The 16,814-nt window shown below is 41.7% G+C and carries 18 protein-coding genes; 10 read left to right on the forward strand and 8 right to left on the reverse strand.

Annotated elements, in window-relative coordinates:
• Positions 1-48: 48 nt before the first annotated feature.
• Positions 49-477 (reverse strand): copper resistance protein NlpE, encoded by a 429-nt coding sequence (locus CVT07_RS02305; protein WP_087582655.1) that lies wholly within the window; start codon positions 475-477, stop codon positions 49-51.
• Between the two features lie 80 nt (positions 478-557).
• Between CVT07_RS02305 and CVT07_RS02310 the strand changes: the two genes are divergently transcribed.
• Both CVT07_RS02310 and CVT07_RS02315 read left to right on the forward strand, forming a co-directional pair.
• Positions 558-1,472 (forward strand): SPFH domain-containing protein, encoded by a 915-nt coding sequence (locus tag CVT07_RS02310; protein ID WP_021089647.1) that lies wholly within the window; start codon positions 558-560, stop codon positions 1,470-1,472.
• Positions 1,469-1,861, forward strand: a complete 393-nt coding sequence (locus CVT07_RS02315) for an NfeD family protein (RefSeq protein ID WP_107936919.1) — start codon at positions 1,469-1,471, stop codon at positions 1,859-1,861. Before CVT07_RS02310 ends, CVT07_RS02315 begins: the two co-directional genes overlap by 4 nt.
• 20 nt (positions 1,862-1,881) lie before the next feature.
• On the opposite strand, the gene CVT07_RS02320 is transcribed toward CVT07_RS02315, so the two are convergent.
• The gene (locus tag CVT07_RS02320) at positions 1,882-2,094 is read right to left on the reverse strand and encodes a hypothetical protein (protein ID WP_103617023.1); all 213 of its coding nucleotides are present in this window, start codon (positions 2,092-2,094) and stop codon (positions 1,882-1,884) included.
• A 132-nt stretch (positions 2,095-2,226) separates the two neighbouring features.
• Here CVT07_RS02320 and CVT07_RS02325 point away from each other — a divergent pair, with 132 nt between their 5' ends.
• From CVT07_RS02325 to recG, 3 genes are read left to right on the forward strand one after another with little or no spacing between them, the layout of a single operon-like run.
• The gene (locus tag CVT07_RS02325; protein ID WP_107936921.1) at positions 2,227-3,273 is read left to right on the forward strand and encodes a dehypoxanthine futalosine cyclase; all 1,047 of its coding nucleotides are present in this window, start codon (positions 2,227-2,229) and stop codon (positions 3,271-3,273) included.
• On the forward strand, positions 3,274-4,503 hold the full coding sequence (locus CVT07_RS02330; protein WP_107936923.1) for a M16 family metallopeptidase: 1,230 nt from the start codon (positions 3,274-3,276) through the stop codon (positions 4,501-4,503). It abuts the gene before it with no gap.
• Positions 4,493-6,307: an ATP-dependent DNA helicase RecG gene (gene recG / locus CVT07_RS02335; RefSeq protein WP_107936925.1), complete on the forward strand. Its 1,815-nt coding sequence runs from the start codon at positions 4,493-4,495 to the stop codon at positions 6,305-6,307. The genes CVT07_RS02330 and recG overlap by 11 nt, the downstream gene beginning before the upstream one ends.
• Positions 6,308-6,310: 3 nt before the next feature.
• Here the strand turns inward: recG and CVT07_RS02340 are convergent, their stop codons facing one another.
• On the reverse strand, positions 6,311-6,517 hold the full coding sequence (locus tag CVT07_RS02340) for a transcriptional regulator (protein WP_103558592.1): 207 nt from the start codon (positions 6,515-6,517) through the stop codon (positions 6,311-6,313).
• 160 nt (positions 6,518-6,677) lie between these two features.
• On the opposite strand from CVT07_RS02340, the gene CVT07_RS02345 reads away from it, so the two are divergent.
• Positions 6,678-7,418, forward strand: a complete 741-nt coding sequence (locus tag CVT07_RS02345) for a DUF3944 domain-containing protein (protein ID WP_107929612.1) — start codon at positions 6,678-6,680, stop codon at positions 7,416-7,418.
• 44 nt (positions 7,419-7,462) lie between these two features.
• On the opposite strand, the gene CVT07_RS02350 is transcribed toward CVT07_RS02345, so the two are convergent.
• Genes CVT07_RS02350 through CVT07_RS02360 form a run of 3 tightly spaced genes read right to left on the reverse strand, consistent with a single transcriptional unit; the run spans position 7,463 to position 10,302 of the window.
• Positions 7,463-8,236 carry an ABC transporter ATP-binding protein gene (locus CVT07_RS02350; protein ID WP_012001386.1) on the reverse strand — a complete coding sequence of 258 codons (774 nt, stop codon included), beginning with the start codon at positions 8,234-8,236 and terminating at the stop codon, positions 7,463-7,465.
• On the reverse strand, positions 8,236-9,243 hold the full coding sequence (locus CVT07_RS02355; RefSeq protein ID WP_002940127.1) for a FecCD family ABC transporter permease: 1,008 nt from the start codon (positions 9,241-9,243) through the stop codon (positions 8,236-8,238). The genes CVT07_RS02350 and CVT07_RS02355 overlap by 1 nt, the downstream gene beginning before the upstream one ends.
• Before the next feature lie 3 nt (positions 9,244-9,246).
• Positions 9,247-10,302 carry an ABC transporter substrate-binding protein gene (locus tag CVT07_RS02360; RefSeq protein WP_107936927.1) on the reverse strand — a complete coding sequence of 352 codons (1,056 nt, stop codon included), beginning with the start codon at positions 10,300-10,302 and terminating at the stop codon, positions 9,247-9,249.
• A 218-nt stretch (positions 10,303-10,520) separates the two neighbouring features.
• Between CVT07_RS02360 and CVT07_RS02365 the strand changes: the two genes are divergently transcribed.
• Together CVT07_RS02365 and CVT07_RS02370 are read left to right on the forward strand one after the other, a co-directional pair.
• Entirely contained in the window at positions 10,521-12,752 is a 2,232-nt protein-coding gene (locus CVT07_RS02365) for a nitric-oxide reductase large subunit (protein ID WP_107936928.1), read from the forward strand.
• Positions 12,753-12,823: 71 nt separating this feature from the next.
• Positions 12,824-13,378, forward strand: a complete 555-nt coding sequence (locus CVT07_RS02370; RefSeq protein ID WP_103567656.1) for a DUF1523 family protein — start codon at positions 12,824-12,826, stop codon at positions 13,376-13,378.
• A gap of 13 nt (positions 13,379-13,391) precedes the next feature.
• Here the strand turns inward: CVT07_RS02370 and ybeY are convergent, their stop codons facing one another.
• Positions 13,392-13,829 carry an rRNA maturation RNase YbeY gene (gene ybeY, locus CVT07_RS02375; protein WP_107936930.1) on the reverse strand — a complete coding sequence of 146 codons (438 nt, stop codon included), beginning with the start codon at positions 13,827-13,829 and terminating at the stop codon, positions 13,392-13,394.
• A gap of 24 nt (positions 13,830-13,853) precedes the next feature.
• Here ybeY and queC point away from each other — a divergent pair, with 24 nt between their 5' ends.
• The gene (gene queC, locus CVT07_RS02380) at positions 13,854-14,552 is read left to right on the forward strand and encodes a 7-cyano-7-deazaguanine synthase QueC (RefSeq protein ID WP_107936932.1); all 699 of its coding nucleotides are present in this window, start codon (positions 13,854-13,856) and stop codon (positions 14,550-14,552) included.
• A gap of 56 nt (positions 14,553-14,608) precedes the next feature.
• On the opposite strand, the gene CVT07_RS02385 is transcribed toward queC, so the two are convergent.
• Positions 14,609-15,253 (reverse strand): flagellar biosynthesis protein, encoded by a 645-nt coding sequence (locus tag CVT07_RS02385; protein WP_107936934.1) that lies wholly within the window; start codon positions 15,251-15,253, stop codon positions 14,609-14,611.
• A gap of 220 nt (positions 15,254-15,473) precedes the next feature.
• Between CVT07_RS02385 and hcp the strand changes: the two genes are divergently transcribed.
• Positions 15,474-16,802: a hydroxylamine reductase gene (gene hcp / locus CVT07_RS02390; RefSeq protein WP_107936936.1), complete on the forward strand. Its 1,329-nt coding sequence runs from the start codon at positions 15,474-15,476 to the stop codon at positions 16,800-16,802.
• Positions 16,803-16,814 lie beyond the last annotated feature (12 nt).

A 16,814-nucleotide genomic window follows, 5' to 3' on the forward strand; every position in this document is an offset into this window, starting at 1 on the left:
TTGCAACTCCTTAAAAATTGCAAAATTATATCATTTTGCCTTTAAAATTTATTTTACGCGTTTAAAGATGTATTTGTCTTTTAGCTCGCCAGTGACCTCTTTTTGATCCATGTCAAGCATCTTTAGGCTCTCACCCTCGATCTTATAAAAGCTCTTCTCTTTATACTCATCAACTGTTGTGATAACGCCGTTTTTGACTGAGTATTTGCCCTTGCTAACGGCTTTGTAGTTGTCTTTTGACTTGTAGTTCATCACACTTTCAAATGTGCCGTCTTTTTTAAGTGTAAGGGTTGAGTCTATGCCCATGCAGCTAGCGCAAGGTAAAAATGCCTTGTAAGTGCCTTCGATGCTGCTTACTGGAGCCATGCAGCTACCTTTTACTTCACATTTGCCTTGTGGGACGCTCGCGCTTTGGTTTGACGTAGCGCAACCTGCTAAAAGTAGAGCCGCACTTAGTGCAAAGATAAAATTTTTCATGCTGATCCTTTTTGAAAATAAAATTTAAAATGTATTATAATACTTAAGAAAATAACAAATTATAAATTAAAGGAGAGAAGATGCAAGTTGAGACATTTGGCGTTTTAGTCGTTGTTTTGGTCATTTTTGCATTTTTGTTTTTAAAAGCTGGCATCAAGATCGTATCGCAAGCAGATAACTTGCTGATCGAGCGACTTGGTAAATTTCACAAGGTGCTTGACGGGGGATTTCACATTATCATCCCATTTGTCGATCAGATAAGGGCGATCATAACTATAAAAGAGCAGCTTGTTGATATCACAAAACAGCAAGTCATCACAAAAGATAATGTTAATATAAGCGTCGATGGCATCGTCTTTTTAAAGGTATTTGACGCAAAAATGGCGGTTTATAACGTAGATAACTACAAACGCGCCATTGCAAATTTAGCAATGACAACGCTTCGTGGCGAGATAGGAGCGATGAACCTTGATGATACACTAAGCTCACGTGACCGCCTAAATGCCGCACTTCAAGTGGCTCTTGGCGATGCAGCTGGCAACTGGGGCGTAAAGATCATGAGAGTTGAAATTTCTGAAATTTCTGTCCCACTTGGCATCGAAGAGGCGATGAATATGCAGATGAAGGCTGAGCGTGAAAAGCGCGCGATCGAGCTAAAAGCTTTGGCTGAAAAAGAGGCTTTAATCCGCAATGCAGAGGCGCTAAAACAAGAAAAAGTGCTTCAAGCAGAGGCGATCGAGCGTATGGCTGATGCGAAAAAATACGAGCAAATCGCCATCGCAACTGCTCAAAAAGAGGCTATGGATATGATAAATGATAGCATGAGCAAAAATGCAAATGCGGCTGAATTTCTGCTTGCGCGCGACAGGGTCGGGGCATTTAGCGAGCTAGCTAAAAATAGCTCAAAAGATAAAATTTTAGTCCCTTATGAGGCGGCTGAGCTCATCGGCTCGCTTAGTGTCTTAAAGAATTTCTTAGCTAAGGATAAGGCGTGATCAGCCCTTATATAATGTTAGCCATTGGCGCAGTTTTATTCGCCCTTGAATTTACGCTATTTTCGTTTTATCTGCTATTTTTTGGCTTAGCTTTTATCATCGTCGGAGCGGTAAATTTTGGCATTGCCTTTGAGTGGCCATATCAAATTTTAGGCGTTGCAGCACTTGCGATTGTCTTGCTGGCACTTTTAAAAGCGCCGCTAAAGAGCAAATTTATGGCTAGAAAAGAGAGCTTTAATGAGGAATTTTTAGATGAAGCCGGCGTTGGCGAGATCAGAGAAAATATGGTCTATTTTAAAGGCACTCTTTGGAAGTATGACGGAGCGCTAAAAAATGGCGAAAAAGTGCAAGTTTTAGGCACTAAAGGCGACAAAGTTATATTAAAATAAAGTGCCATTTGGCACTTTACCTATTTTGCGTGGGCTGGGCAGCCTGCTGGCATTTGCCCATGCATCGCCCCTTGCATGCCGTGATGAGGGCAGCTTGGCATATTTTCTTGCATCATTTTTTGATGATGAGCACATCCGCAACTTGCACCTTGTGGCTCAGCTGGCTTTGGCTCGTTTTTAGCACAACCAACCAAAAATAATCCGCAGATAACGGCAAATATCACCTTTTTCATAACTCTCTCCTTTAAAGAATTTCTCACATTTTAGCCTTTAAAAATTAATTTTTCATAACGCCTGATTTATCATATTTAAAAGCATTTTTGGCTAAACTTTCGCCCAAAAATAAGCAAAATAAAAGGTTAAATTTGAAAAGACTTAGTGTAAAAGAGGCCACCGATCTTATAGAAAATGCACCGCTTCACGAGCTTGGCAAGATGGCGCTAGCTAGAAAAAAAGAGCTTCATCCAGAGGGCATCACGACCTTCATTGTAGATCGCAACATCAACTATACAAACGTCTGCTGGGTGGATTGTAAATTTTGCGCATTTTACCGCCACGCAAAAGAAGAAGACGCTTATGTGCTAAGTTTTGAGGAGATCGGCAAGAAGATCGAGGAGCTAATAGCCATCGGCGGCACGCAAATTTTATTTCAAGGTGGCGTTCATCCAAAGCTAAAGATCGAGTGGTACGAGGAGCTAGTAAGCTACATCAGCAAGCACTATCCAAGCATCACGATACATGGTTTTTCGGCCGTTGAGATCGACTACATCGCAAGAGTTTCAAAAATTTCTACAAAAGAGGTCTTAAGGCGCCTAAACGAAAAGGGCCTATACTCGATGCCAGGTGCTGGAGCGGAGATTTTAAGTGATAGAGTGCGTGACATCATCGCCCCTAAAAAGTGCGACACCGCAGACTGGCTTCGCATACACAAAGAGGCGCACGAGCTTGACATGAAAACGACTGCTACGATGATGTTTGGCACGGTTGAGAGCACTCGTGAGATCGTGGAGCACTGGGAGCACATCAGAAATTTACAAGATGAAACGGCTGGATTTAGGGCATTTATACTTTGGAGCTTTCAAGGGCTAAATACAAAGCTCATGCAAGAATTCCCAGAGATCAAAAAGCAAAGCTCAAACGTCTATCTAAGGCTTCTTGCGGTTTCAAGGCTCTTTTTGGATAACTTTAAAAATATCCAAAGTAGCTGGGTCACGCAGGGCAGCTACGTAGGCCAGCTAGCGCTTCTTTTTGGTGCAAACGACCTTGGTAGCACAATGATGGAGGAAAACGTCGTAAAGGCGGCAGGCGCAAGCTTTAGGATGAATCAAGACCAGATGATCGAGCTTATAAAAGATGTTGGAGAAATTCCAGCCAAACGCAACACAAACTACGATATTTTGGAGAAATTTTAGATGAAAATTTTAGATATCAATGTAAAAAATGTAAAAATCCCAGTCGTTTTTGAAAGCTCAAAAGCGATGCCAGTAGTGAGCCTAAAGCTAGTTTTCAAAGCAGCTGGTAGCTCGCAAAATGGCAAGCTAGCTGGTCTTGCAAGGCTAAGTGCAAATTTACTAAACGAGGGCGATATGAAGCTAGGCTCGGCTAAATTCGCTAAAGAGCTTGAAGTGCGGGCGATTAGCCTAAATGCAAGCTGCGGCTTTGAGACATTTTGCATCGATCTAAACTGCCTAAAAGAGCACTTTACCTTTGTGTGTGGCAAGCTAAAAGAGCTTCTGCTAGCTCCAAATTTAACAGAAGAAATTCTAAATAGGTGCAAAACCGTCACACTTGGCGAGATCGCAGCAAATGAAAACGACTTTGACTACGTGGCAAGGCAGGGGCTCTTTGAGCTTTTATATCCAAAAAGTGTGCTTGCCCAGCCAAGTATCGGCACTAAAAAGAGCATTAAAGCTATAACGCTTGAAGACGTAAGAAAATTTTTAAACGAGCATTTAGACCTTTCAAATTTACTTTGCGTGCTAGGTGGCGACATCGACGAGAAGCAGACAAAAGAGCTAGCTGGCGTTTTAGAGATACTAAAACCTGGCAAGGTGCGAAAGCTAGAGCGCTTTAGTCCAAGCGATAAATGCGAAAGCAGCGAGATCATCAGGCAAAGCGAGCAGGCATACATCTACTTTGGCGCGCCATTTAATGTGAGACCTGAAGAAAAATACAAGGCCGCAGTGGCGACATTTATTTTAGGCGAGGGTGGCTTTGGCTCGAGGCTCATGGAGGAGATACGCGTGAAAAGAGGGCTTGCATACAGCGCCTACGCTAGAAATTTGCTAAATCTCTCTTACAGCCAGCTATACGGCTATATGCAGACAAAAAATGAAAAAAAAGATGAGGCTATCGCCGTTATAAAAGAGGAAATTTTAAAATTTAGTAAAAAAGGCGTTAGCAAGGCCGAGCTTGAGCAGGCGAAGAAATTTTTACTTGGCTCGTTGCCGCTTAGGCTTGAGACGCTATTTAAGCGCCTTGACATCGCGCAGGGCGAGTTTTACGAGCATGGCGAGCTTGGGGCATTTTTAAAGGACCTTGATAAAATTTCAGCCCTTTCGCTAAGTGAGCTAAATAGCTTCATAAAAGCCCACGCAGAGATCAATCAGCTAAGTTTTTGCGTCTTAAAAAATGAAATTTGAAGCAAGCGACAGAGCAAAACTTCTAAAAATAGGCGTGCTTAGCCTGCTTGACCTTGCTCTCGTGCTACCAAAGGGCTTTGAGGATACGACGATCGCTAAGAGCCCAAGAGAAGGGCAAGTCTGCATAAATGTAAAGATCACATCGCTCGCCTCGCGCCCTGGCATGCTGACAGCACTTGCCTTTTGCGAGCAGTGGCAAAGTAGCGTAAAGATCGTCATTTTTAACGCAAAATCTTGGCACTACGGCGCTTTTAAGACAGGCAAAGAGATGGCTATATATGGGCTTTGCTCCTACGCCTTTGGCTCGTGGCAGATCGTAAATCCAAAAATCACCACAAAAATAGGCCAGATCGTGCCTAAATTTAAGACCGAGCTAAAAGATGAGGAGCTAAAAAAACTCATCTTAAAATATCTAAATTTACAAAATTTACTGGCCGAGGGCTTAAATGAAAAAGAGGCTAAATTTCTAGCTGATCTGCAAAGGCTAGATGAGCAAAGCGTGCAAATTTTATACCGCTTAAAAAATGATGGTGAGGGTTTAGAAATTTTAAAATTTGTAGAAATTTTTAACTACATAAAAAAGCTAAGTGCTAAAAAAACCTACTTTAAAAGCCCCAAGATCAAGCTTTTTGATATAAGCTCTTGGCTTAAGGGCCTGCCATTTACGCCGACAAATGATCAGATAAACGCCATAAATGACATCAGAGACGACCTTAGCGCCGTGCAGGCAAAAAGGCGCGTCATAATGGGCGATGTGGGAAGTGGTAAGACGCTTGTGATCCTAGCAGCAGCGCTAAGCGTCTATCCGCAAAGTGCCATTTTGATGGCGCCAACAAGCATCTTAAGCGAGCAAATTTATAATGAAGCAAAGAGGCTTTTGCCTGCTTTTATGAATGTGATGTTGGTGCGAAGTGGGGAGAAAAAGATAGACTTTGGCGGGGCAAATTTGATCGTTGGCACGCATGCGCTACTCTTTCACGAGCTGCCAAACTCGCCGCTTGTTATGGTCGATGAGCAGCACCGCTTTGGCTCAAACCAGCGCAAAAAGATAGAGGAGCTGGCTTCAAGCGAGGACGAGCGAGCAAATTTCGTGCAGTTTTCAGCTACGCCAATACCAAGGACGCTAAGTTTAATCCAGTCTGAGATCGTAAATTTTAGCTTTTTAAAGCAGATGCCATTTAAGAAAAATATAACGAGCCAAATTTTAGGCGCTAGCGAGTTTGGCTTTTTGCTAGCTCACATCAAAAAGCAGCTTGCAGGAGGCTTTCAAGTGGCTATCATCTATCCGCTAGTTGAGAGCAGTGAGAGCTCAAACTACCAAAGTCTAAGCGAGGCGCAGGGCTTTTGGCTAAAGAATTTTAAAAATGTCTTCGTCACGCACGGAAAAGACAAAGAGAAAGAGGAAATTTTAAGGCGATTTAGAGAAGAGGGTGAAATTTTGCTCTCAACCACCGTTGTTGAGGTGGGTATCTCGCTACCAAGGCTAAATACGATAGTGATCGTGGGCGCTGAGCGGCTGGGGCTTGCCACGCTTCATCAGCTGCGAGGCAGAGTGGGGCGAAATGGCGGCGATGGATACTGCTTTTTATTTACCAAGCTAAAAGAGGCGCCAGCTAGGCTAAAAGAATTTTGTGCGACAAATGACGGCTTTAAGGTGGCCGAGCTCGATCTGAAAAACCGCCAAAGCGGCGATATACTAAATGGCTTTTTCCAGCACGGAGCGACCTTTAACTTTTATGACTACGAGGATGATATCACGCAGGCTGCAAAGGCCAGAGTGGCGGAAATTAAAAATAACGTTTAGTGACTATTTTAGTCTAAAATTTTGATTTTCTTCTGCTAACTCTTTTAGCTCATTTAAATTTTTCTCACTTTGCTTTAAAAGTTCATCAAATTTAAAACCAAGCATGATCAGACGATAAAGCTCTGGCTTATTTTTTCTCCAATTATAAAGAGTTTTTGTATCAATTTTTAAAATTCCTGCAATATCTCTTTTTGATAGATTATTTCCCATTTTTTGCCTTTTTATGGGAATTGTTTGCAAAACGCACTTACTTATCAACTAAGGAATAATTTCTTATATATATTATTATTTAAGAAATAATTACTTAAATTTAAAAATTATTAAGCTTTGTTGATATAACATTTTGAAATTATTTTTAAAGGAGTAAAAAATGGCTTACAAATTTGATTCAGATTTGGAGTTTTTAAAACAGCTTAATAGCAACGAACTAAATGATCTCGTTGATATTATAAAAGGCAAAGAAGGTGATGAAAGGATTACGCAAGATCTTACAAGCAATGATTTGTTTAAAAGATTTTATCCAGACCACAAAGAATATATAGAGCTTATTATGGGCGAACTTCAATGTTTTGGTGGTAATAGCTTTGTGAATGTATTTAGAGGTGGCGGGGTTCAATATAAAGAAATTTTATGCGATGTTTGTGACAAACTTAAAGTTAATTACTCTAAGGCTCAAAACACACAAATGATAGAGCAAAATATGTTTATGAAAATTCTATCTGATAGCTTGGAGAAAATGAATGAAGAGGAGCTGAAACAAGTGGCAAACGAATTTGGGTTAAATACCACCGATTTTAAACCACAAGCGATAACGGCTGCTATGCAGGCAAGCATTTTGGTTAGCGGTTTTGCTATGTATAAAATTGCTCTCATTATTGCAAATACTATTGCTAAAATGTTATTAGGCAGAGGTCTTAGTCTTGCAGTAAATGCGTCCCTTGTAAGAACAATAGGAGCTTTTGCTGGTCCAATAGGTTGGGTTATAACAGGTCTTTGGACGTTAGCTGATGTGGCAGGTCCTGCTTATAGGGTTACTATACCAGCAGTAATTCAAGTAGCTTTCTTGAGGCAATACTCGATAAATAAACAAAATAATTCAGAAAATAACTAATCCAAAAGTGCTCTCAAAAGAATTTATCTTTTGAGAGCTTAAATTTATAGTGGATAAGTGAGGCAGCAGTTTCTTTTTACTTCGTCGATGTAGCTCACGTTTAAATTTAGTCCGTAAAGCTTGCTTAAATTTTCGCTTCTAATGATCTCATCAACCGTGCCAAATCCAACCTCGCCATCACCCTTTACGAGTGCCACATATCCGCCAAGAAGCACGGCAAAGTCAGGGTTGTGAGTGGTTAGCACGACCGAGTAGCCAAGCTCTTTTAGCCATTTGACGGTGCGTAGGAATTTATACTGGTTGCCAAAGTCAAGCGCGCTCGTTGGCTCGTCAAATATGATCATCTTTGGCTGCGCAGCCATCGCACGAGCGATCATACACATCTGCTTTTGACCGCCACTCATCTGCGTGATAAAGCGATCTTCAAGGTACTCGATCTCAAGCTTTTTGGTGTAAATTCTAGCGATCTCCTCATCCTCTTTGCTAGGTCTTGCAAAGATACCAAGGTGTGCCGCGCGACCCATCGTGATAAACTCAAGTCCAGTGTAGTCATACTCGGTAACCTCGCTTTGAGCGACATACGCCATGATCTTAGCGCGCTCTTTGTTGCTTAGGCTATCTACGTTTTTGCCATCAAGAAAGATCTCTCCTGAAACTGGCTTTAGCGAGCCGCTTATTAAGCCTAAAGTTGTTGATTTGCCAGCTCCATTTCGACCAAGAATGGTTAAAATCTCACCTGCGCCTATCTTTAAATTTACATTTTCTAGTTTGCCAGCCCCATTTGGGTAGCTAAAGTTTAAATTTCTAACTTCAAGCATCACGCAACCTTTTTATTTCGCCACAAGACCCAGACGAAAAATACCGTGCCGATAAAGCCAGTAAGTACGCCAAGAGGCACTTCGCTCACGCTTATGCTGCGCGCCAAGGTATCAACAAAAAGCAAAAATATCGCACCCATAAATATGCTTGCAGGCATGCTTTTTATGTTATTTGCGCCAACTAGCATGCGAGCTAGGTGAGGCATGAGAAGTCCCACCCAAGCGACTATACCGCTTATGCAGACGCTGCACGCTGTAAGAAGCGTAGCGCAGATGATGATGACGGCGCGCTCAAAAGCCACATTTACGCCTAGTCTTGCTGCACTCTCGTCGCCAAGAGAGAGCAAATTTATACGCCAGCTCATGGCTATTAGCAAAATGGCGCAGATGATCATCACTGGAGCTACGTATATTAAGTTATCGCTATCAAGCTTAGCAAGGCTACCAAGCTGCCAATAAACAATGTCAGGTAGCTTTGTCTCAGGGTCTGCGACATATTTTAAAAAGCCGATTATTGAGCCCATAAGACCGCTTACGATGATACCAGAAAGAACCAGCATAAGCGTGCTCGCGCGCCCCATCATCTTAGGTATGGCTAGAGTGATAGCAACGGCTGCTAGGCCAAAGCCAAATGCAAAAATTTGTATCCAAAATAGCGATAGATCAAAGATAATGGCAGTTGCAGCTCCCACGCAAGCACCAGCCGAGACGCCAAGAAGATCAGGGCTTACTAGCTGGTTTTTAAAGACGCCTTGATAGGCTGCACCACTCACGCTAAGAGCAGCTCCAACAAGGATGGCTGCGATGATACGTGGGATGCGTAAATTTTCTATCACGTTTGTGATGTTGCTAGCTGCACCCTCGCCGTAGCCAAAGCCGTGAGCTAGCACGCTAAAGACGTCGTTAAATGGTATGTAAAATCTACCAACGCCAAGTGCGACAAAGGCGCAAACAAGCGTTAGTAGAGCTAAAAAGATAACAACTATTGAAAAATTTGCGTTTTTCATATCTTACTTACTGCTACCATCTGGATTTAGGCCTTTTAAGATATAGCCATACTCTTTGTCACTAAGATCGTGATTTAAAAACTCTTTATAAAACTCTTTTGTTTTTACTTTCATATCGACATCTTTAAATAGATCTGGTTGGATAGTTTTTGCTGCCCATAAAATTTGAAGTACGTTTTCAGCACCATATCTATCCCAGCTAAATACACCTTTTGGGTTGCCGTAAATTTTGCCGTTTTTAACAGCGTTTGAGCCAGAGAATGCAGGGTGCTCTTTTATCTTTTTGATCTGTGCGTCTGTGTCATTGCCGCCAACGATGATGATATCAGGATTTGCATTGATGATCTCTTCAGCGCTAACTTCGATCATTGAACCCTCAGTATTGATAGCATTTACACCGCCACCTAGCTTGATCCAAGTGTTTTGGATGGTGTTTGTACCATCAATTTTTAGCAAATTTGCGCCACCAAGAAGGTGAAGTACTTTTGGACGCTTAGCATCAGGGATGCTTTTTGTTCTTGCTGTTACAAACTCAGAGTTATCGTGGATTTTATTAGCAAGTTTTTCAGCTTTTTTTCTAGCATCATCAGTGCCTATGACTTCAGCTGTTGCATAGATGCTTTTCTCCATATCTGGATAGTCTCTAAAGATCAAATTTACCGCGCTAAAGCCATTTTTGATAAGTTCATCTTGAAAATTTTTGTTATACACTATGATAACGTCAGGTGCAAGTTTAACAAGCTCTTCGATCTGAAGGTCTTTGCCGTTTAGTGCAGCTGGTAAATTTTTAAGTTTTGGATAGATGTGCTCAAACCACTTGTTGTTTTTGATCAGATCAGTTGTGGCTACAACCTTATCCATACCGCCAAGTGCTAGGATGATCTCGTTGTTTGCATTCCACAGTGCTGCGATCTTCTCAACCTTCTCAGGCACGCTTACCTTTACGCCTTGCATATCGGTTATGCTTCTAGCAGACTCAGCAGCGCTTAGGCTAAGAGCTGTAAAAAGTGAAGCAACAAGGCCTATTTTAGCCACTTTGTGCATGAAATTCATTTGCATATTTTTTCCTTTAAGTGTGAAATAATGAAAGGGATATGTTACTGCTATTTACATTAATGTTATGTAAAATTTGCATATATATTGTGAAAAATTTGCATATTATTGTAAATTTCTATAAAACTAAAAGGATAAATAATCTCCTTTTATTGATATATGTCATTAGTCACTATTTTGAAATAAGATAAACTTTCTCCTAAATTTTAAAAAAAGGAGAATCAATGCGTGAATACAAAAGATACTGGCTCGCACTCGTTGCTGTGCTGGTAGTTTGCTTTAGTATTTTAGGCTACTATGGCGTTGAGGTTTATAGAAATTCGCCTCCAGTTGTAAATTTCACTGACGAAAATGGCAAGGTCGTGATCGATAAAGAGAGTATCTATAAAGGTCAAGAGGCTTGGCAAAGCATAGGCGGTATGCAAGTTGGCTCTGTTTGGGGGCACGGGGCATATCAAGCGCCTGACTGGAGTGCGGACTGGCTTCACAAAGAGTTAGTTGCCTTTTTAGAGATCAAAGCTGATGAAATTTATCATCTAAAATACACCGATCTAAACGACGAGCAAAAGGCAAATTTAAAGGTTTTGCTTAAAAAAGAGTATAGAGAAAATAGCGTAAAGGACGATAAATTTGTGCTAAGCGCTGATAGGCTAAAAGCTGTAAGTCAAGTAGCTAGCGAGTATGCTGCGCTTTTTGGTAATGACCCTAAATTTAAGCCTTTAAGAGAAGCTTATGCGATGAAAGAAAACACACTCCCAGGTGCAAGCGACAGAGCTGATCTAAACAACTTCTTCTTCTGGTCAGCCTGGGCGACAGCCACAAACAGACCTGGTAGCGAGGCAACCTATACAAACAACTGGCCGCACGAACCACTAATCGATAATGTGCCAACAAGTGAGAATATCTTTTGGTCGATCGCAAGTGTCGTGATACTTCTAGCAGGCGTTGGACTTCTTGTTTGGTTTAGCTCATTTTATGGCAAAAAAGATGATGAAAAGCTTGAGCCTATCAGTGAAGATCCGCTTAAAAAGCTAAATTTAACTCCGTCACAAAAGGCGCTAAAAAAGTATCTCTTTGTCACGCTGGCGCTATTTGCGTTTCAAATTTTAATAGGCGGCTTTACGGCTCACTACACAGTCGAAGGACAAGAATTTTATGGCATAAATTTATCAGCCTACATCCCTTATTCGCTTGCTAGAACGTGGCATATACAAGCTAGTATCTTCTGGATAGCGACTGGATTTTTAGCAGCTGGATTATTTTTAGCCCCTATCGTAAATGGCGGCAAGGATCCAAAATTTCAAAAGCTTGGTGTTGATCTGCTCTTTTATGCGCTACTTATCCTTGTAGTTGGCAGTTTTGTGGGTGAGTATCTAGCTATCGCAAACATCATGCCTATAAATTTAAGCTTCTGGCTTGGACATCAAGGATATGAATACATCGATCTTGGACGTGTTTGGCAGATTATTTTGTTTGTCGGTCTTGTCATCTGGATGTTGCTTTTACTTCGTGGATTTGCAGGCGGCTTTAAAAACAAAGGCGATAAAAATTTACTTGCTATCTTTGCTATGTCAGCGGTTGCGGTTGGCTTATTTTACGGAGCAGGGCTATTTTATGGTCAAAGAAGTCCACTTCCAGTGATGGAGTACTGGCGCTGGTGGGTTGTACATCTTTGGGTTGAGGGCTTTTTTGAAGTATTTGCGACAGCTTCGCTCGCCTTTGTCTTTGTCTCACTGGGTCTTGTCTCAAAAAGATTTGCGACATTTTCAACGCTTGCAAGTGCGTCACTCTTTATGATAGGCGGCATCCCAGGCACCTTCCATCACCTCTACTTTGCAGGCACCACAACGCCTATAATGGCAGTTGGTGCAAGCTTTTCAGCGCTTGAGGTCGTGCCTTTAGTTTTACTTGGCGCTGAGGCGTATGAGCACTACAAACTTCAGTTTGCTCAAAGCTGGGCTAAAACGCTTAAATGGCCGCTTTACTGCTTCATCGCAGTTGCCTTTTGGAATATGCTAGGCGCTGGCGTCTTTGGATTTTTGATAAATCCTCCGATCTCGCTATTTTACATCCAGGGGCTAAATACAACGCCAGTTCACGGACACGCAGCGCTATTTGGCGTTTATGGATTTTTGGCGCTTGGTTTTGTCTGGCTCGTGGCTACTTATCTATTTAAAGGGCAAGAATTTGATGAAAATTTGATGAAAGTTGGCTTTTGGGGCTTAAATGCAGGACTTATGCTAATGATCGTGCTTTCACTGCTTCCAATAGGCATCTATCAAGCATTTGCAAGCTTGGAGCAGGGCATGTGGTATGCAAGAAGTGCTGAGCTTTTACAGCAGTCGCACTTGCAAAATTTAAGATGGTTAAGGATGCTTGGCGATACGATTTTAATAATCGGCGGCATCTGCTTCTTTGCACAGCTTTTAAAATTTATGCTTAATAAAAAGGCTTAAATTTATGGGGGCGCTTTGCCCCTTTATTTAAGCTATCTTTTCATAAAATAGTGCAAATTTAAAGGATAGAAATGATGACATTTTTAAAGAGAATTTGCGTTACATTTGTTGTGCTTTTGCACCTATTTTTGGCGTTTTTGGTTGATTTTTCATTTCCGCACTACGCAAGCGTGCAGATAACTGGCGGCGACGTAAAACGCATGGACAAAGATGGCATAATAGACGCTAAAAACCCAGCCGACGGCCCAGTGCGCGACGTCTACTTCATCTACACAAAAGATGCGAAAAACGCTGAAAAAGTTATGGCTTATAGAAACGAAGATACGGCGTGGGGTTTTCCGTTTTATTTTAAATTTAACTCAGCCGACATCCAAGCCAAGGCGCAAGGCTTTACAAATAGCGATAAAAACGTCACTATCAAATACTACGGATATAGAATTTCTATGCTAAACGAGTTTAGAAACGCGATCTCGATAAAAGATAGCGGCACAAACACTAGCTGGCCTATCGCTAGCTACGTGCTTTACTTCATTTTATTTATCTCGCTTGTTATCTGGATAAGAAAGATAAATAAGGCTTTTGCGCCAAAAGTTGAAAATTTAGAGACAAAAAAAGAGGCTCTTTAAATCAGGGGCTTTATCAGCCCTTTTTGTTTATAAGATCAATGAGCCTAACGTCCTCGCTTCTTACGATTAGGCTCTTTGGCAAGTTAAATTTAGCTATCACTTCGCACTCTTTCTCTCTCATCTGCCCATCATCTTTTTCGTGATCGTAACCCAAGATATGCAGCAAGCCATGTGTGAAAAGTAGCGCAGTTTCAGCCTCTTCGCTGTGATTTAGCTCGGCTGCTTTTTCTTTTACCATATCTTTATTTATGACTACCGAACCAAGTGGGGCGTGGATGACAAGCTCAAGTGGGAAGCTTAAGACATCGGTAGTTTTGTCTATGCCTCGCTCAGATCTGTTTAGCTCTCTCATCTCATCTTTATTGATAAAAACTAACTCAACTTCACCAGGTGTTAGATATGAGCAAATTTGATCTAAAATTTCTGGATAACTCTCTTCGCAAAGTATCATTTTTGGCTTGTCCTTAGTAAATTTTTGTATAATTTTAGCAAATTTAAAGGGCAAAATATGAAAAAAGCAGTTTGTATAATGAGCGGCGGTATGGATAGCACGCTTTGCGCTGTGATGGCAAAGAGGGCTGGATATGATGTAGTTGCACTTCATTTTGATTACGGACAAAGGACGATGAGGCGAGAGAAGCGCGCGTTTGACGAGATATGTGAGCGACTGGGCGTGGTTAAAAAAATAAATTTAGACGTTAGCTTCATAGCTCAAATAGGCGGAAATTCGCTAACGGATAAGAGCCTGCAGATAAGAAAAGATGGCGTTAGTAAGGACGTGCCAAACACCTACGTGCCGTTTAGAAATGGCGTATTTATCTCAATCGCCGCCGCACTTGCCGAAAAAGAGGGGGCGCAGGCAATCTACATAGGCGTGGTTGAAGAGGATAGCTCTGGATATCCTGACTGCAAAGAGAGCTTTATAAAAAGCATAAATGAGGCGATAAATTTAGGCACATCGGCTGATTTTTCTTGTGAGATCATCACGCCGCTTGTAAATTTAAGCAAGGCTGATATCGTCTCAAAGTCGCTTGAGCTTGGCTCACCAATAGAGCTCACATGGAGCTGCTACGAGAGCGAGGATGAGGCGTGCGGGCTTTGTGATAGTTGTAGGCTAAGGCTAAATGGCTTTAAAAAAGCAAACGCCGTTGATAAAATCCCTTATAAAAAGTGAAATTTGCCTTGAAATTTAAAAGCTAGCCACTATAAATTTAGTAGCTAGCCTAAAATTTACTCTAAATTTAGCTCGCTTATCTGTTTTGCTAGCTTCTCTTTGTACTCAGCCAAAGAGCTTTTGATGATATTTGCATAGTCATTTTGATTTACTAAAAGATACTCCTCTTTGCGTTTTACAACCGTGCTTAGCTCCTTGTTATTTACGCTTAAGGTAGTGCTCACATCAGCGTTTAGACCAACTTTTACCGCGCCAAGCGTTAAGTAAGTCCAAAGTTTTTCTATCTTTGCATTGACGCTTATCGTATCCTTATCTACTTCGTTTTCATTTTTTATGACCTGGTAGCCGTTGCTTCTAAAGGCGTCCTCGATACGCGCCCTTACTACGCTAGTTGTCCTTTGCTTATTTTCTAAAATGACGTTCCATAGCCCCTTGCCATAGCTGTTTCTAGTTCTGCCGATGTATTTTTGCTTCTCTTTTGCGCTAACTTCATTTACATTGTGCTTGTATAAAGATGGGGTGCTTGCTTGTTTTGGGTCGTTTTCAAAGGCTCTCACATCTTTGACGCTTTCGATGTAAATTTTTGTCTTTTTGCTAATGCTTGAAGGCGCTTGCTCATCTGGCAAACTCACAAATATCCCCTTTGGAGCGCAGCCACAAAGCATAAAAGCGGCAAATACCACTAGTAATAAATTTTTCATTTTCATCCTTTTAAATAAATTTCAAATGTAAATCGTTTTTTTGTAAATTTTTTTAACTCTTTGTAACAAATTTTAAATTTATATTTTGATATCCAAAATCATAAAATCTTAAATTTAATAACTAAAATTTAAATTTAAATTTCCTTGACTGCTATCAACCAAAATGGCTAGCCATCTAGGATAAAATCCGCTTAAATTTTTAAATTCACAAGGAGAAAAGATGAAAGATATGAAGATGTTTTGCCATCAGTGCGAGATGAGTGCTGAGGATGGATGCGGTGCAAAGGGCCAGCCTATGGGCACCTGTGGCAAGAGCGACACGCTAGCGCTTTTGCAAGATACGATGGTTTTTGGCTTAAAAGGCCTTAGCGCATATCGCCACCACGCACACGAGCTTGGCGCTGATACTAGCAACGTTGATCGTATTATGGCTGATACGCTTTATTTCACGCTTACAAACTCAAATTTCAACTTCGATGAGCACATCAAACAGCTTCTTGAAGTAGGCGGTGCTGGCGTTGAGGTGATGAACCTGCTAAGCGAGGCTCATACGGCTAAATTTGGCATCCCAACACCAGTTAGAGTGAGCCAAAACAAGGTCGAGGGCAAGGCGATCTTAGTAAGCGGACACAACTTGCACGCTCTAAAAGCGCTACTTGAGGCGACAAAAGATAAAGGCATCAACATCTACACTCACTCAGAGATGCTTCCAGCTCACGGATACCCAGAACTACGCAAGTATAGCCACCTAAAAGGCAACGTCGGCAAGGCGTGGTTTGACCAAACCAAGCTATTTAACGAATTTAAAGGTGCGATACTAATGACAACAAACTGCATCGTGCCACTACGCTCAAACTGCACATACGCTGACAGGCTATTTGGCTACTCGATCGCAGGCACAAACGGCGTAAAACACATCGAAAACGACGACTTCACACCACTTATCGAGTGCGCACTAGCCTGTGGCGACGTTAACGGCTTTGATAGCGATGAGAGCCTAGTAACTGGTGGCCACTACAAGACTATCTTAACTTTAGCCCCGCAAATTTTAGACGCGATAAACACTGGCAAGATCCGCAGATTTTTCGTGATCGCTGGCTGTGACGCACCTGGCAAGGGACGCGAGTACTATAGAGAGCTAGCTGCTAGCCTTCCAAAAGACTGCGTGATACTTACTTCAAGCTGCGGTAAATTTAGATTTAACGACATTGACTTTGGCAACGTCCCAGGCACCGAGCTACCACGCTACATCGACCTTGGCCAGTGCAACGACAGCAACGGCGCAGTTAAAATAGCCCTTGCACTAAGCGAGGCAACAGGCATCGCAGTAAATGACTTGCCAGTTTCTATCGTGCTAATGTGGATGGAGCAAAAAGCGGTCATCATCTTGCTAGCGCTATTTAGCCTTGGTATCAAAAACATCAACGTAGGACCTAGCTTGCCTAAATTTTTCAATGAAGAGATCATAAATTTCTTAGTGGATAAATTTAACGTTAGACCAATTAGCGGCGACGCGCAAGCTGATCTAAAATACTTCTTAGGTGAGTAAAAACTGCCAGGG

This window comes from Campylobacter concisus (assembly GCF_003048875.2).
GTDB lineage: Bacteria > Campylobacterota > Campylobacteria > Campylobacterales > Campylobacteraceae > Campylobacter_A > Campylobacter_A concisus_AU.

What these genes read in the sequence shown, in the direction of transcription:
- CVT07_RS02305 (WP_087582655.1), bottom strand. Translation starts at nt 477, where the DNA reads ATGAAAAATTTTATCTTTGCACTAAGTGCGGCTCTACTTTTAGCAGGT.
- CVT07_RS02310 (WP_021089647.1), top strand. Translation starts at nt 558, where the DNA reads ATGCAAGTTGAGACATTTGGCGTTTTAGTCGTTGTTTTGGTCATTTTT.
- CVT07_RS02320 (WP_103617023.1), bottom strand. Translation starts at nt 2,094, where the DNA reads ATGAAAAAGGTGATATTTGCCGTTATCTGCGGATTATTTTTGGTTGGT.
- CVT07_RS02330 (WP_107936923.1), top strand. Translation starts at nt 3,274, where the DNA reads ATGAAAATTTTAGATATCAATGTAAAAAATGTAAAAATCCCAGTCGTT.
- recG (WP_107936925.1), top strand. Translation starts at nt 4,493, where the DNA reads ATGAAATTTGAAGCAAGCGACAGAGCAAAACTTCTAAAAATAGGCGTG.
- CVT07_RS02340 (WP_103558592.1), bottom strand. Translation starts at nt 6,517, where the DNA reads ATGGGAAATAATCTATCAAAAAGAGATATTGCAGGAATTTTAAAAATT.
- CVT07_RS02345 (WP_107929612.1), top strand. Translation starts at nt 6,678, where the DNA reads ATGGCTTACAAATTTGATTCAGATTTGGAGTTTTTAAAACAGCTTAAT.
- CVT07_RS02350 (WP_012001386.1), bottom strand. Translation starts at nt 8,236, where the DNA reads ATGCTTGAAGTTAGAAATTTAAACTTTAGCTACCCAAATGGGGCTGGC.
- CVT07_RS02355 (WP_002940127.1), bottom strand. Translation starts at nt 9,243, where the DNA reads ATGAAAAACGCAAATTTTTCAATAGTTGTTATCTTTTTAGCTCTACTA.
- CVT07_RS02360 (WP_107936927.1), bottom strand. Translation starts at nt 10,302, where the DNA reads ATGCAAATGAATTTCATGCACAAAGTGGCTAAAATAGGCCTTGTTGCT.
- CVT07_RS02365 (WP_107936928.1), top strand. Translation starts at nt 10,521, where the DNA reads ATGCGTGAATACAAAAGATACTGGCTCGCACTCGTTGCTGTGCTGGTA.
- CVT07_RS02370 (WP_103567656.1), top strand. Translation starts at nt 12,824, where the DNA reads ATGATGACATTTTTAAAGAGAATTTGCGTTACATTTGTTGTGCTTTTG.
- ybeY (WP_107936930.1), bottom strand. Translation starts at nt 13,829, where the DNA reads ATGATACTTTGCGAAGAGAGTTATCCAGAAATTTTAGATCAAATTTGC.
- CVT07_RS02385 (WP_107936934.1), bottom strand. Translation starts at nt 15,253, where the DNA reads ATGAAAAATTTATTACTAGTGGTATTTGCCGCTTTTATGCTTTGTGGC.
- hcp (WP_107936936.1), top strand. Translation starts at nt 15,474, where the DNA reads ATGAAAGATATGAAGATGTTTTGCCATCAGTGCGAGATGAGTGCTGAG.